Source organism: Streptomyces scabichelini, from assembly GCF_011045015.1.
Taxonomy (GTDB): Bacteria; Actinomycetota; Actinomycetes; order Streptomycetales; family Streptomycetaceae; genus Streptomyces; species Streptomyces scabichelini.
Map to the genome: position 1 here is coordinate 15,617 of NZ_JAAKZY010000133.1, position 12,867 is coordinate 28,483.

General features: G+C 69.5%; 11 protein-coding genes. 6 read left to right on the plus strand and 5 right to left on the minus strand.

All coding sequences use genetic code 11. The annotated features are described in order from the left end of the window. The first annotated feature begins 85 nt into the window (after positions 1 to 85). A complete protein-coding gene (locus G5C60_RS32785) occupies positions 86 to 1,861 on the plus strand; it encodes a GMC family oxidoreductase N-terminal domain-containing protein (protein ID WP_165264654.1) in 1,776 nt (591 codons plus the stop codon). A gap of 118 nt (positions 1,862 to 1,979) precedes the next feature. Here G5C60_RS32785 and G5C60_RS32790 read toward each other — a convergent pair whose 3' ends face one another. Further along, complete coding sequence (locus G5C60_RS32790; protein ID WP_241267250.1) at positions 1,980 to 3,050, minus strand: LAETG motif-containing sortase-dependent surface protein; 1,071 nt, start codon at positions 3,048 to 3,050, stop codon at positions 1,980 to 1,982. Positions 3,051 to 3,319: 269 nt separating this feature from the next. On the opposite strand from G5C60_RS32790, the gene G5C60_RS32795 reads away from it, so the two are divergent. Together G5C60_RS32795 and G5C60_RS32800 are read left to right on the plus strand one after the other, a co-directional pair. Beyond that, positions 3,320 to 4,525: a hypothetical protein gene (locus G5C60_RS32795; RefSeq protein WP_420907430.1), complete on the plus strand. Its 1,206-nt coding sequence runs from the start codon at positions 3,320 to 3,322 to the stop codon at positions 4,523 to 4,525. Positions 4,526 to 4,548: 23 nt separating this feature from the next. Then, positions 4,549 to 5,385, plus strand: coding sequence for a hypothetical protein (locus G5C60_RS32800; RefSeq protein WP_338146000.1), 837 nt, complete (start codon positions 4,549 to 4,551; stop codon positions 5,383 to 5,385). A 583-nt stretch (positions 5,386 to 5,968) separates the two neighbouring features. Here G5C60_RS32800 and G5C60_RS32805 read toward each other — a convergent pair. Next, positions 5,969 to 6,253 (minus strand): chorismate mutase, encoded by a 285-nt coding sequence (locus tag G5C60_RS32805; RefSeq protein ID WP_165264655.1) that lies wholly within the window; start codon positions 6,251 to 6,253, stop codon positions 5,969 to 5,971. Between the two features lie 408 nt (positions 6,254 to 6,661). On the opposite strand from G5C60_RS32805, the gene guaA reads away from it, so the two are divergent. Continuing rightward, a complete protein-coding gene (gene guaA / locus G5C60_RS32810) occupies positions 6,662 to 8,236 on the plus strand; it encodes a glutamine-hydrolyzing GMP synthase (RefSeq protein WP_165264656.1) in 1,575 nt (524 codons plus the stop codon). 37 nt (positions 8,237 to 8,273) lie between these two features. Here guaA and G5C60_RS32815 read toward each other — a convergent pair whose 3' ends face one another. After that, positions 8,274 to 8,747 (minus strand): pyridoxamine 5'-phosphate oxidase family protein, encoded by a 474-nt coding sequence (locus G5C60_RS32815; RefSeq protein ID WP_165264657.1) that lies wholly within the window; start codon positions 8,745 to 8,747, stop codon positions 8,274 to 8,276. Between the two features lie 88 nt (positions 8,748 to 8,835). Then, a complete protein-coding gene (locus tag G5C60_RS32820; protein WP_165264658.1) occupies positions 8,836 to 9,384 on the minus strand; it encodes a hypothetical protein in 549 nt (182 codons plus the stop codon). Positions 9,385 to 9,574: 190 nt separating this feature from the next. Between G5C60_RS32820 and G5C60_RS32825 the strand changes: the two genes are divergently transcribed. Further along, positions 9,575 to 10,369, plus strand: a complete 795-nt coding sequence (locus tag G5C60_RS32825; RefSeq protein ID WP_165264659.1) for a class II aldolase/adducin family protein — start codon at positions 9,575 to 9,577, stop codon at positions 10,367 to 10,369. Positions 10,370 to 10,448: 79 nt separating this feature from the next. Here the strand turns inward: G5C60_RS32825 and G5C60_RS32830 are convergent, their stop codons facing one another. Beyond that, positions 10,449 to 11,354 (minus strand): DUF4429 domain-containing protein, encoded by a 906-nt coding sequence (locus tag G5C60_RS32830; RefSeq protein WP_165264660.1) that lies wholly within the window; start codon positions 11,352 to 11,354, stop codon positions 10,449 to 10,451. 211 nt (positions 11,355 to 11,565) lie between these two features. Between G5C60_RS32830 and G5C60_RS32835 the strand changes: the two genes are divergently transcribed. Continuing rightward, entirely contained in the window at positions 11,566 to 12,831 is a 1,266-nt protein-coding gene (locus G5C60_RS32835; RefSeq protein ID WP_165264661.1) for a hypothetical protein, read from the plus strand. Positions 12,832 to 12,867 lie beyond the last annotated feature (36 nt).

Sequence of the window (12,867 nt, forward strand, 5' to 3'; positions counted from 1 at the left end):
AAACTGCGGGTCGGCTGTGGCTGGACGCGCAGTTCCCCGCGCCCCTACGGGGCGCGGATCGCAACGTTCTCAATGAGGAGAGCACGTGTCACAGGAGAACTACGACTACGACGTGATCGTCGTCGGTTCCGGCTTCGGCGGCTCGGTCACCGCCCTGCGCCTGACCGAAAAGGGCTACCGCGTAGGCGTGCTGGAGGCGGGCCGCCGCTTCACGCCCGGCACGCTGCCCAAGAACTCCTGGGACCTCAAGAACTACCTCTGGGCGCCGAGACTCGGCATGTACGGCATCCAGCGCATCCATCTCCTGGGCAACGTCATGGTGCTGGCGGGCGCGGGCGTCGGCGGCGGTTCGCTGAACTACGCCAACACCCTCTACGTACCGCCGAAGCCCTTCTTCGAGGACCCGCAGTGGAAGGACATCACGGACTGGCAGGAGGAGCTGAAGCCGTACTACGACCAGGCCCGGCGCATGCTCGGCGTACGGCTCAACCCGACGATGACGCCGTCCGACGTCCACCTCAAGGCGGCCGCCGAACGGATGGGCGTGGGCGACACCTTCCATCTGGCACCGGTCGGCGTCTTCTTCGGTGACGGCAAGGACGCCGACGGGACCGCGAAGGTGCGGCCCGGACAGCAGGTCGACGACCCGTACTTCGGCGGCGTCGGGCCGGCCCGCAAGGCGTGCACCGAATGCGGGGAGTGCATGACCGGCTGCCGGCACGGCGCCAAGAACTCCCTCGTCGAGAACTACCTGTACCTCGCCGAGAAGGCGGGCGCGGTCGTCCACCCGATGACGACGGTCGTCTCGCTCACGGACGACTCGCAGGGCGGGTACGCCGTCGCCACCCTCCCGACCGACAAGAAACGCAAGGGGGAGGGGCGGACCTTCAAGGCCCGCCGGGTCGTCCTCGCGGCCGGTACGTACGGCACGCAGACCCTGCTGCACCGGATGAAGGCGGGCGGCCAACTGCCCTATGTCTCCGACAAGTTGGGCATTCTGACCCGGACCAACTCCGAGGCCCTCGTCGGCGCGAAGACCAGCGACCGGCGCTACCGCAAGGCCACCGGTCAGGCGAAGGCCGACTTCACGCGCGGGGTCGCGATCACGTCCTCGATCCACCCCGACGAGAACACGCACATCGAGCCCGTCCGCTACGGCAAGGGCTCGAACTCGATGGGCGGACTGTCCATCGTCCAGGTCCCGTACGCGGAACGCTCGTCAAGGGTCCTCGGCTGGCTGGCCAACGCGGCGCGGCACCCGCTGACCCTGGTCCGCTCGCTCTCCAACCACCGCTGGTCCGAGCAGACCATCATCGGCCTCGTCATGCAGTCCCTGGACAACTCCCTGACCACATACCTGAAGCCGAAGGGTGCGGGGAAAGGCCTGCTGACGGCCCGGCAGGGGCACGGCGCGCCCAACCCCAAGCAGATCAGGGCGGCCACGGAGGCCGCGTCGGCGATCGCCGAGGAGATCAACGGCTTCGCGGGCAGCAATGTGGGCGAGCTGATGGGTACGCCGCTGACAGCCCACTTCCTGGGCGGCTGCCCGATCGGCGCGTCCGCCGACGAGGGCGTCATCGACCCGTACCAGCGGCTGTACGGACATCCGGGCATCTCGGTCGTCGACGGCGCCGCGGTCTCCGCGAACCTCGGCGTCAACCCGTCCCTGACCATCACCGCCCAGGCCGAGCGCGCGATGTCGTACTGGCCCAACAAGGGCGAGGCGGACCCGCGTCCGGCGCCGGGAGCCGCGTACGAACGCCTGAAGCCTGTCGAACCCCGCTCGCCCGTCGTCCCCGCGGACGCCTTCGGCGCGCTGAGGCTGCCGTTCCTGGGGATGCCGGCGGTACCGCCGAAGTAGGCCGACGGCCTACGGGAAAGACGAAGGACCTGCGCCCCCCTCCGAGCGCAGGTCCTTCGTCTTTTGCGTGCAGCGTTGGTCGCGTGAAGCGTTACGCCTTACGCGTCAGCACCGAGCTTTACGCCTGGGAACCGGTCTTGCGGCGGCGCACGGTGTAGACCGCGCCCGCACCGGCGACGAGGGCGACACCGCCGACGAGGCCGATCATCGGCAGGGCGGAGCTGGAACCGGTCTCGGCGAGGTTGCCGGTCGGCAGCTCGGAGACGCTGCCCTGCGGCTTCTTCACGGAGCCCTTGGTCTCCTTGTCGCTCGGCTTGGCCGTGCCCGGGTCCTCGTTCTTGCTGCCGGCCTTCAGGACCTCGAAGTCGTACTCGGCCCAGCCCTCGGCGATGCAGTCCTGGCCCTCGATGTTGTCGAGGTAGGCGCCCGAGCCGAAGGAGTACGCGTCGCCGGCCGGGGCCTTGGCGTCGATGCTGACGCGGAGGTCGACCCTCTTGCTGGCCTTCGCCTTCAGCTCCTCGACGAAGAAGAAGTAGTCACCGGCCCAGTACTCGTCGCCGATGCGCTCCCACTTGCCCGACTCGGGGTTCTTGAACTGGAGGTTGACGTACGGGCTCAGCCACTTGGCCTCGTCGATCTCGAAGTTCTCGATCTCCGCGTAGAAGGCGACGCCGTCGATGTCGGCCTTCGACTCGTTGGTGACGACCAGCTGGAAGCCGTGGAAGCCGTCGCCCGCGACGATCTTGCCGGGCAGGCCCTTGATGTCCGCGGCGACCTTGGCGTTGTTGAAGTCCTCGTCGAGCTCATCGCAGAACGGGACGTCCGGCTCGGCCGGCGGCTCGGTCGGGTCGGACGTCTCGGTGGGCGTCGCGGTCGCCGTCGCGGTCGGGGTCGTGCTGTCGGTCGGCCCGCCCGTGGGGATGCTGGTAGTGGGGTTCGTGGTCCCCGGCTCGGTCGTCCCCGGCTCGGTCGTCGGCGTGGTCGGGGGCTGTGAGGTCGGCGCTTCGCTCGTCGGCGTGCCGGAGGGCGTCTCCGTCACGGTCTCGGTGGGCGTCGGTTCCGTCGTCGTCGCGAACGCGGCCGGCGCCGACAGCAGCGCGAGCGGAGCTATGACGGCCGTCGCGGCCGCAGCGGCCATGACACGGCGAAGCTTCATCAAGACCTCGGTGAGTCCGTCGTACTGCGACATCGCGGTACGAGATGTGGGTGGACGCCTCCCGCGTGCGGGACACGGGTGCGGCTGGTAGTTCCGCAAGTGAGACCCGTGACCTCTGTGAATGGTTGTCCTCGCATTCACAGAATTTTTATGTGGCCTGGGTCACAGTGCGTGATCTCCATGCGCGACTTGTGAACTCCCCTTGCCACGGCTTAGAACTGTGCCTCGTTTGCCCATCGAGTTGGCCGTCGAACTGCCCATCGAGGGCTGCCTGTTGAACACGGGGGAGAGGCGCGAGCGCCGTGACCGAGAAGCCGTCCGCAGGATCCGCAGAATCCGAAGAATCGGGAGAAACCGGGAAGCCGTCCGGTGAGACCGAGTCGTCCATACCGGACGACGTGTTGGAGCAGTTCGTACGGGACAGCGAGCGGGACATCCGCGCCTCCGGGGCACCCAAAGAGCCCTCCGCCCGAGCCCGCATGGTGACCGAGCGGCTGCGGCAGCAGGAGGCGCGTGGCGAGCTGCCGCCGGGGTGGCGTACCGGTCCCACCTGGCAGGAGAGGAACGGGCGGACGGCCCGCCGCCGCAGACTCTGGGCGATCATCGGCGTACCGCTCGCGCTCGCCGCGCTCGTAGTGGCCATGAAGCCGTCCCTGCTGCCCGGCGACCCGTTCGGTACGGGCAGTGCGGGCGGTACGGGCGCGCATACGGAATCCGTGGCCCCGCTGCCCGACGAGACCGCGCCGCCGACCGCCGCACCCACCTCCGGGGCACCCGGAACGCCCACACTGGACCGGCCGTTCGCCGGATCCCCGGCCGCGCAGTACGCCGACGGAGCCGCCGGAATCGTCCTGCCGGAGGCGACCCCGATCGGCTCGCTCACCGAGGCCCAGGTGGACAAGGCCCTGAAGCAGACGCGGAAGTTCCTAGTCGACGCGAACCTCGACCCGAAGACCCTCCTCGGCGGCACGCCCGAAACCGCCCTCGGCATCCTCGATCCCAAGCAGCCCAGGATGCTCGACGACGCGAAGTCCTGGCTGCGCGAACCCGGCGAGGACCGCGATCCGCTGTCGCTCTTCACCCGCTTCGACCCGGACGAGGTGCGGCTCGTCGGCGATGTGGTCAAGACCCGCGGCCGCCTGACGTTCAAGCCCGGCGACCACGCCTCCGTCGCGATCCACGCCGACTACACCTTCGTCTACGCGCTGGCCCCGGCCCACCCGGACTCCACCGAGGTGACCCGCACCATCGTCCGCCGGGTCATCGATGTGCAACTCTCCGACCCGACGAAGTACGAGGCCACACCGGGCAGGTTGGCGATCGTCCGCCACGACCAGGAGTCCGGCAACACCGCCTGCGACGTCTACGACGGCTTCCTGCACCCGCAGTTCGCCTCGGACACCGCCACGGGAGCACCGCCGAGCGGGCCCGCGACCGACCCGTACGACCGCAGCCGGGACATCGGGCGCTCCGAGCCGGAGTCGTGCGGTACGGTCTCGCGGACCTGACGGGGATCGCAAAGGCAGGGAACGTGAAGGCAAAGCTGTCGCGGATCGTGGTGGCCGCATCGGCGGTGGCCACCCTGGGATTCACCGCGGCGTGCGGCGGGGGTGGGGGCGGCGGCGGTGATGCCGACACCGGCGCCGGCGCCGACAAGAGGCCGTCGAAGTCGACGTCGGAACCGAAATCTGGGCCGAAGTCGGCGCCGGGCGGGGAGACGGCCACGGGAGCGGCCGAGGACGCGAAGGGGCAGCCCGCGCAGGACCCGGACGAGCCCTTGACCAAGGCCCAGTTGGAGAAGGCCGCGCTCGCGACGGGAGACGTCAAGGGCTTCCAGGTGGCGGAGATGCCCGCGTCGGACATCGTCGAGGACTCCGTTCCGGCGGACCCGGCGGTGTGCCGGCCGATCGCGGACATGTTCCTGTTCACGACCGACCCGCTCTCCGAGGCGGCCGTCGGCCGCACGTTCACCCCGGACGACGAGCTCGACGCCTCGGCGACCTCGCTCGCGCTGCTGTCGTACCCGTCGGACGACGCCGACCAGGTGCTCTCCGGGCTGCGTACGGCGACAAAGAAGTGCACCGCGTACCGGCACACCGACTACCGGTACACCGGGGTCAAGGCGCTGGCCGACCCCGACCTGGGAGACGAGGCCGTCGCGTACCGGCTGCTCGCGTCGATCGAGGGCCTGAAAGTGCCGACGACGTTCACCGTCGTACGCAGCGGGACGAGCGTGGTGTCCTTCACCTCGATGAACATGCTCGACGGCGACAAGGTCGAGGTCCCGACCTCGATCATCGAGGCGCAGCTGGAGAAGCTGGAGAAGCTGGAGAAGTTCGAGAAGCTGGGGAAGACCACCGCCGAATGAGGCATTCGGGCAGGCGAAGGGCCCCGCAGCGGGGGATCCGCGGGGCCCTTCGTGGTCAGCACCGACGTCAGGGCAGCGCCGGTGCCTGAGGAGCGGCGCCGGGGGGTAGCGCCGCTGGCTGGGTGGTTCGGTGGTTCCGATGTCCGCCGGTTTCCGCCTCCGGACACTCGGGGAGTGCCACTGGTGTAGACCTTTGGCAGTCGTGTGGTGCACTGCGATTGTCTGCGCTGGGACTCGGGTGGGGCTGTTCGATTTGTGGACTGCTCTACGCATCGTGCTCGATGGGCTGAGGCCTTCGCAACCGTTTCGACCGCCCTCACACAGAATCCGCCGGTCGGCTCCGGGCGTCCCCGGAGCCGACCTCTCTGGATGTGACCGGGCTGCTGTCCCCTGCCGTCCGGTCACTTCTACTGGAGCGAGGGTCCCAACGGCGCACGTCCGTACGCCTCATCGCTCCAGCGGAGCCACGCGTGGTGTTTCGGGCCCGCCCCTGGCTGGCACGGACATCGACACCAACGAAGCCCGCCGTGACGCGGTCACGCGCCGGAAGCGTGAGAGATATGGGTACGTGCGTGCGCGGGACTCAGATGCGGCCCCGGCACAGCTCCAGCAGTGTCATCGCCAGCGAGGTGCCCGGCTTGCCCAGTGCCTCCCTGTAATGGCCGAGGACCTCCATCTCGCGCGAGAGGTTCACGCGCCGGCCGCCGGACGCGATCCGCTCCTCCTGGATCACGGCCGAGACGGCCATGCGTTCCTGCACGAGACCGATGATCCGGTCGTCGATCGCGTCGATGCGCTCCCGCGCACCGGTGATCACGTCGGCGGCCTCGTCGGTACGGGCGCCGGTCTTGTCGAGTACGTCAGCCATGTCGGGCTCCTCTGCGGAAGGGTGCCCTGGAGCGGCGAGGTCCGGAAACGCCAGGCGCCCCGGGCCTTGTCGGCCCGGGGCGCCTGGGAAGTCGCTTGTCAGTTGCTCAAGCAGCACGACCATGGCAGCCGGTGGGCCGGTTGCCATAGGTAAAGACGAAGGTCTGGTGCGTGAGCATGGGCCCAGTATGCACGGGAGAGGGTGACCTTCCAAGCCAGGGCGGTGTCAAGCAGCCCGTCGTGGGGGTCCCCCCGCTCGAGCGAAGCCGAGAGTGGGGGAGTTTGAGGACGAGGCCGTTCAGGCCGACACGGGGGTCCGGGGGCGGAGCCCCCCGTGACGGCGACACCACCTCCGAGCACCCCGTTAGACTCGGGAACACAGCCCTGCTAAACCGCCGGAAGGCAAACCGTGCCAGAAGCGTCCCCCGTCGCCCCCGACACCGTCCTGGTCGTCGACTTCGGTGCGCAGTACGCGCAGCTCATCGCCCGCCGGGTCCGCGAGGCCCGGGTCTACAGCGAGATCGTGCCGAGCACCATGCCGGTCCAGGACATGCTCGCCAAGAACCCGGCGGCGATCATCCTCTCCGGCGGCCCCTCGTCGGTGTACGCGGACGGCGCCCCGCGCCTGGACCGTGAGATCTTCGAGGCCGGCGTCCCCGTCTTCGGCATGTGCTACGGCTTCCAGCTGATGGCGACGACGCTCGGCGGCACCGTGGACAACACGGGCGCCCGCGAGTACGGACGTACGCCTCTGCACGTCTCGAAATCCGGCTCCACCCTCTTCGAGGGCACCCCGGACGAGCAGTCCGTGTGGATGTCGCACGGCGACGCGTGCAGCGCCGCCCCCGAGGGCTTCACCGTCACGGGCTCCACGGACGTCGTCCCGGTCGCCGCGTTCGAGAACGACGAGAAGAAGCTGTACGGCGTCCAGTACCACCCGGAGGTCATGCACACCACGCACGGCCAGCAGGTGCTCGAGCACTTCCTGTACCGCGGCGCGGGCCTCACCCCCTCCTGGACGACCGGAAACGTCATCGAGGAGCAGGTCGCGGCCATCCGCGAGCAGGTCGGCACGAAGCGCGCCATCTGCGGGCTCTCCGGCGGCGTGGACTCCGCGGTCGCCGCCGCCCTCGTACAGAAGGCCATCGGCTCCCAGCTGACCTGCGTGTACGTCGACCACGGCCTGATGCGCAAGGGCGAGACGGAGCAGGTCGAGAAGGACTTCGTGGCCGCGACGGGCGTACAGCTGAAGGTCGTGGACGCCGAGGAGCGGTTCCTCACCGCGCTCAAGGGCGTCTCGGACCCCGAGGAGAAGCGGAAGATCATCGGGCGCGAGTTCATCCGGGTCTTCGAGCAGGCGCAGGCGGAGATCATCGCGGACGAGGGCCCCGAGGTGGCCTTCCTCGTGCAGGGCACGCTCTACCCGGACGTGGTCGAGTCCGGTGGCGGCACCGGCACGGCCAACATCAAGTCCCACCACAACGTGGGCGGGCTGCCGGAAGACATCGAGTTCCAGCTCGTCGAGCCGCTGCGCAAGCTCTTCAAGGACGAGGTCCGGATGGTCGGCCAGGAGCTCGGCCTGCCCGACGAGATCGTCCAGCGCCAGCCGTTCCCGGGCCCCGGCCTCGGTATCCGTATCGTCGGCGAGGTCACCAAGGAGCGCCTCGACCTGCTCCGCGAGGCCGACGCCATCGCCCGCGAGGAGCTGACCGCGGCCGGCCTCGACCGCGACATCTGGCAGTGCCCGGTCGTGCTGCTCGCCGACGTGCGGTCGGTCGGCGTCCAGGGCGACGGCCGGACGTACGGCCACCCGATCGTGCTCCGCCCGGTGTCGAGCGAGGACGCGATGACCGCCGACTGGTCGCGACTGCCGTACGACGTCCTCGGGAAGATCTCGACGCGGATCACGAACGAGGTCGCGGACGTCAACCGCGTCGTCCTCGACATCACGAGCAAGCCGCCGGGCACGATCGAGTGGGAGTAGGTCCCCTCAAGGGCTTACTCCCGGGTTTACTGCCGGGCTACTTCCGCTTGATCTTGCGCAACGGTTCGCCCGGCTTCCAGATCTCGACGACCAGATACGTGTCGTCCTCGACGTAGGTCCGTACGACCTCCGTCAGCTCGGTGCGGAAGAGGTGGAACGGCTCCGGCGGTTCCACCTCCTGCGTATACAGGGCCACCGTCTCGGGGTCCGTGACCTCGATGGCCCGCCCCGAGATCCGTACGTCACCGCCCGCCATCTCCGTCCCGGACCCCGGATTCGCCTGGATCGCGAAGCGCGGGTCGCGGCGCAGGTCCAGCGCCTTGAGGGAGTTCGGCATCATGCCGAGCCACAACTCCCCGTTCAGGAAACGGACTTCGAGGCCGGAGGTGCGCGGCGACCCGTCCTTGCGGAGGGTCGCGAGGATGTGGTGCGTGAAGGCGCCGAAGCGTTCCTCGGCCGTCTTGGCGAGGTCGGGTTCGGCGGTCGTGAAGGCTGCCCAGTTCGGCGTCATACGACGAGTCTGGCGCCGATACCCGACACCTCCTGTCGGCTTTCTGTCGGCTTCTGTCGTCTCTGAAGAGCGGTTGGGGCGATGTGCCTCAGAGCAGCCCGTGCGCCCGCAACCGCCGTGCGAGCCGGTCCTTGCGTACGACCTCCAGGCGCAGGATGCCCGTGAACACCGCGCCCATCGCGGCGCTGGCGCAGAGCGACGCCCTCCATCCCGCGGGGATCAGCAGCAGCGCCATCAGGGCCGCGCTGGCGCTCATGAAGACGGCCTTGCGACGCCAGTCCAGGTCGTCGTCCAGGGCGTCGAACTCGATGCGGGCCCTGAGCAGCCCGACCGCGGGAGCCGCGTCCGGCAGAGGCTTGAGGGTGCCGGGGCGCATGCCCGGCGTACGGCCGGCCGCCAGCCGGCTGAGTGCCGCCGTGCTCCGCTCGCGCGCCTCCGGGCGGGTGTCGCGAATCAGGCGGACCTGGAGCGTCTGGCCCTGCCTGCACGTATCCCCGTACCGGAATCCGTACTGGACGGCGATATACGTGAGCGCCGCCAGCCTGCGCGTCGAGCCACCGAGGTCGTTCAGCACGACGACATCACGGGTCGCGATCTGGCGGAGCATTTCGGCGACCCGGCGCTCGGTTCTGTTCATGCCTCCTCTCATCTCTTTGCCCTTTCTCCATGGCCCGACTGGACAGTCGGTCTCACTCTCGCAGACACGCAGACCCTCGACCCCGCACAACGGTTGTGCACTCTCTTCACGAACATCTCTGTTCTCCTGCGCTGACCGACGGTAACTTCCCGCCCGTAAATGAAGTCCGTACCACTGGGCTGGAGGACATATGCACGGGCCCACGCCGCCCCTGCCCCGACCCACCGATCAGCTGCGGTTCGCCATGCCACCCATGCACGAGTCGCTCGACGACGAGCGGCGGCACAGAAAGGAGCGGCTCGCCGGGGCGCTGCGGATCTTCGGGCGGCTGGGTTTCGAGGACGGGGTCTCCGGCCATATCACCGCGCGCGACCCGGAGTTCAGCGACTGCTTCTGGGTCAATCCGTTCGGGATGCCCTTCAAGCACGTCACCGTCGGAGATCTTGTCATGGCCAACGGTGAGGGGCAGGTGATCGAGGGGCGCTATCACGTGAACCAGGCGGCGTTCACCGTGCACGCCCAGGTGCATGCCGCCCGCCCGGACGTCGTCGCGGTCGCCCACTGCCACTCGGTGCACGGGCGGGCCCTGGCCGCGCTCGGTGAGCTGCTCGATCCGATCACACAGGAGAGCTGCGCGTTCTACGAAGATCACGCGCTGTACGACGCGTACACCGGAGTCGCCGTGGACGCCGACGAGGGGCGCAGAATCGCCGCCGCGCTCAGCACCCGCAAGGCGCTCGTGCTGCGCAACCACGGCCTGCTGACCGTCGGCGATTCGGTCGACGCGGCGGCCTGGTGGTTCGTGTCCATGGAACGCTCCTGCCAGGTCCAGCTCACCGCCCGCGCGGCGGGCCGGCCGGTGCTCATCGACCACCGGCAGGCGGTCGCGACGCGTGAGCAGCTCGGCGGGGACCTGGTGGCGTGGATCAACTATCAGCCGCTGTGGCAGGACATCAGCAGGAGTGAGCCTGACCTGTTGTCGTGACCGGTCTTGATTGCTTGATCGGCTGTCGTGGCGCTCAGAATCCGCGGAGGCCGATCGGTCCGCGGCGTGGCCCTGGCGCTCAGAATCCGCGGAGTACGGCGGCCTTCGTCGCCGCGAACTCCTCGTCCGTCAGCACCCCGTCGCGGTGCAGCTCGCCCAACTCCCGTAGCCGGCGCAGGAGTACGTCGTGATTCTCGGGCTGCGGCCGGTCCGGTACCGCGTCCCGGGCCGCCGTCGGAAGACGGGGCGGGTCGGCGGAAAGATAGTCGCCGGTGCGGGTGGACGGATGCGGAAGGCGGGCGGTGACCGCGGTGGCGACGAGCGCCGTGAGCAGGTCGCGGCGGGCGCTGCCCCACAGGTCGAGGGCGAACGGGTCCTTCTCCGGCGGGAGTTTGGAGAACGCGGTCTCGCGGGTCACGAAGCGCAGAAAGCCGTCCTCGTAACCGGAGTTGGGCAGCCACTCCACCTGGACGAGATCGGGTACGTCGATGATGCGCGGACCCGTCGCGCGCTTCACCCGGTCCGAGGTGTCGCTCCAGTCGATACGGACCTGGGCGCCGTCGAATGACACCGTGCCGTCGCTGGAGCGGACGGAGACCGGCACGGGTGGGCCCGGCAGCAGGTACTCCTTCGCCGGCTCCTTGGGGATCTGCTCGAGGAGCAGGGCACGGCGTATCTCCTCCGCGACATACTCGGCGACGCCTGAACGATCGATGTCCACCGTCAGCCGGTACGGGTCCGCCGCGTCGGGCAGGCGGCCGCCGGTCGCCTGGAGCAGCGGGTCGGCGCCCTCGCGGAGCCTCAGGCGCAGGCGGCCGCGCTTGCGTTCGGGCTCGTAGACGACGCTTGCGACCGCTTCGAGCGGCACGACGATCTCTCCGTACGTCTGCCGGAACAGCGGTACGGAGCGGTGGAGCCCCGGCGTGATCCGGACCGTGTTGCCGTCGAAGGCCCAGGTCCCGTCGCGCTGGATGATCTCGGCCATACGGAAATTCTCGCAGCCGGGTCAACATGGGGCGGGGGTCATGGGCGCGGTGGGGGGTGGTTGGCCGGTGCTGACCGGACCTGCCGGGCCGGGGTGGAGTGGCGTACGGCACAATGCGCTCTCGTCGCGAGGGTTGGTTCTGCGGGTTGGTTCTGAGGCTTGGTCCTGAGGGTTTCTGCTATGGAGCGGTGCGGGAAGGCGGCAGCGGGCGGTGGCGGTGCAGGAGGTTGGACAGGGCGCGCACGAGGGTGGCTGCACCTGCGGGGACTGTCCGCAGGGGGCTCGTGAAGGGCATCGACGGGCAGTTGCCGCATTTCTTGCTAAACGGGACGAGTTGGCGTCGGGCAGGGGGCTGCCTGCCGCTGTCGCGTACTCGGCGGGGGCCTCGCGGCAGTGGGTGTCGGACGAGCTGACCCAGTCCGCGGACCTCGTCGCCGAGCGCGGCCGGGCCGAGGGGGAGGTGTGGCTGGGCCTGCTGTGGCGGCGTACGGCCTTTGTGGTGGGGGGAGTCGTCGGGGGTCTGCTCCTGGTGCAGGCGCTCACCGCGATCGGGGCGGGCTGGACCGCGGCGCGAACGGCCGGGTTGCTCGCCGGCGTGGTCGTGGGCGGGCTGCTGATCGGGGCGTCGTGGTTGCACCGGGCGCGTGGTGGCGCGCTGGCGCCCGTCATCGGTGAGGACAACCGGCTGTCCACTTCCCGTGCGGTGGCGGCGAGTTGGGTGCTGTTCGTCGTCTACGCCGTGCTGGTGCTGGCGGGGCGGCTCGCGGGCGCGTCCTCGCCTGCCGAGCGCTCCGCGGTGCTCGCCGGGCTCGAACTCGCCCGGGGTGCGGGGATCGTCACCGTTCTCGCCGTGGTGTGCGGGATCGCCGTGCTGGCGCGGCGGGTGGTGGGCTTGCGCGTGCTCGGTCAGCGGCTGCAGAAGATACGGGCCGATCGGCCGCGCGCCGCCGATCTGCTGACCGATGACTCCGGGCGGGGGAGTTTCGCGGACACGCAGTACGTCGTGGTGGCCGGTGCCGCGCTTGTGTTCGCGGCGGTACGGCTTGCTCGGCGGCCCGAGCAGTTGCCTGATCTGCCGTGGGGGTTGGCGTTGGTCGTGCTGGTCTCAGCCGCGACGTACGTCGCCGGAAAGTACGCGGAGGGGGGTCGGCCGGTGATCCTCTCGGTCGTCCGGTCCCGGGAGGCCGGTGACCTCGACGCGCCTATCCGCACGGGCGACGACATCGAGATCCGGGGGGCTGGGTTTGTGCCTCCGGGGGCCCATACCGCTGATCGTCTGTCGCGCATGGTGGTCCGTATCGGCTCCGTGCACGTGCATGTGCCGCTGGTCCCTGTGGCCGGCGGTTTCAGCAATCCGTCCGACGCGGTGCTCACTGTGCCGGTGCCTGTGGATGTGGAGCCCGGGCGGGTTGAGGTGCAGGTGATCACGGCGGCGGGGGTGGAGACGAATCGGTACGGGATCGATGTGACGGACTGAGGGGATGGTGATGGAGGCTGTCTCTTATACACAGCT

What these genes read in the sequence shown, in the direction of transcription:
- G5C60_RS32790 (WP_241267250.1), bottom strand. Translation starts at nt 3,050, where the DNA reads ATGTCGCAGTACGACGGACTCACCGAGGTCTTGATGAAGCTTCGCCGT.
- G5C60_RS32805 (WP_165264655.1), bottom strand. Translation starts at nt 6,253, where the DNA reads ATGGCTGACGTACTCGACAAGACCGGCGCCCGTACCGACGAGGCCGCC.
- G5C60_RS32830 (WP_165264660.1), bottom strand. Translation starts at nt 11,354, where the DNA reads ATGGCCGAGATCATCCAGCGCGACGGGACCTGGGCCTTCGACGGCAAC.
- G5C60_RS32820 (WP_165264658.1), bottom strand. Translation starts at nt 9,384, where the DNA reads ATGAACAGAACCGAGCGCCGGGTCGCCGAAATGCTCCGCCAGATCGCG.
- G5C60_RS32825 (WP_165264659.1), top strand. Translation starts at nt 9,575, where the DNA reads ATGCACGGGCCCACGCCGCCCCTGCCCCGACCCACCGATCAGCTGCGG.
- G5C60_RS32815 (WP_165264657.1), bottom strand. Translation starts at nt 8,747, where the DNA reads ATGACGCCGAACTGGGCAGCCTTCACGACCGCCGAACCCGACCTCGCC.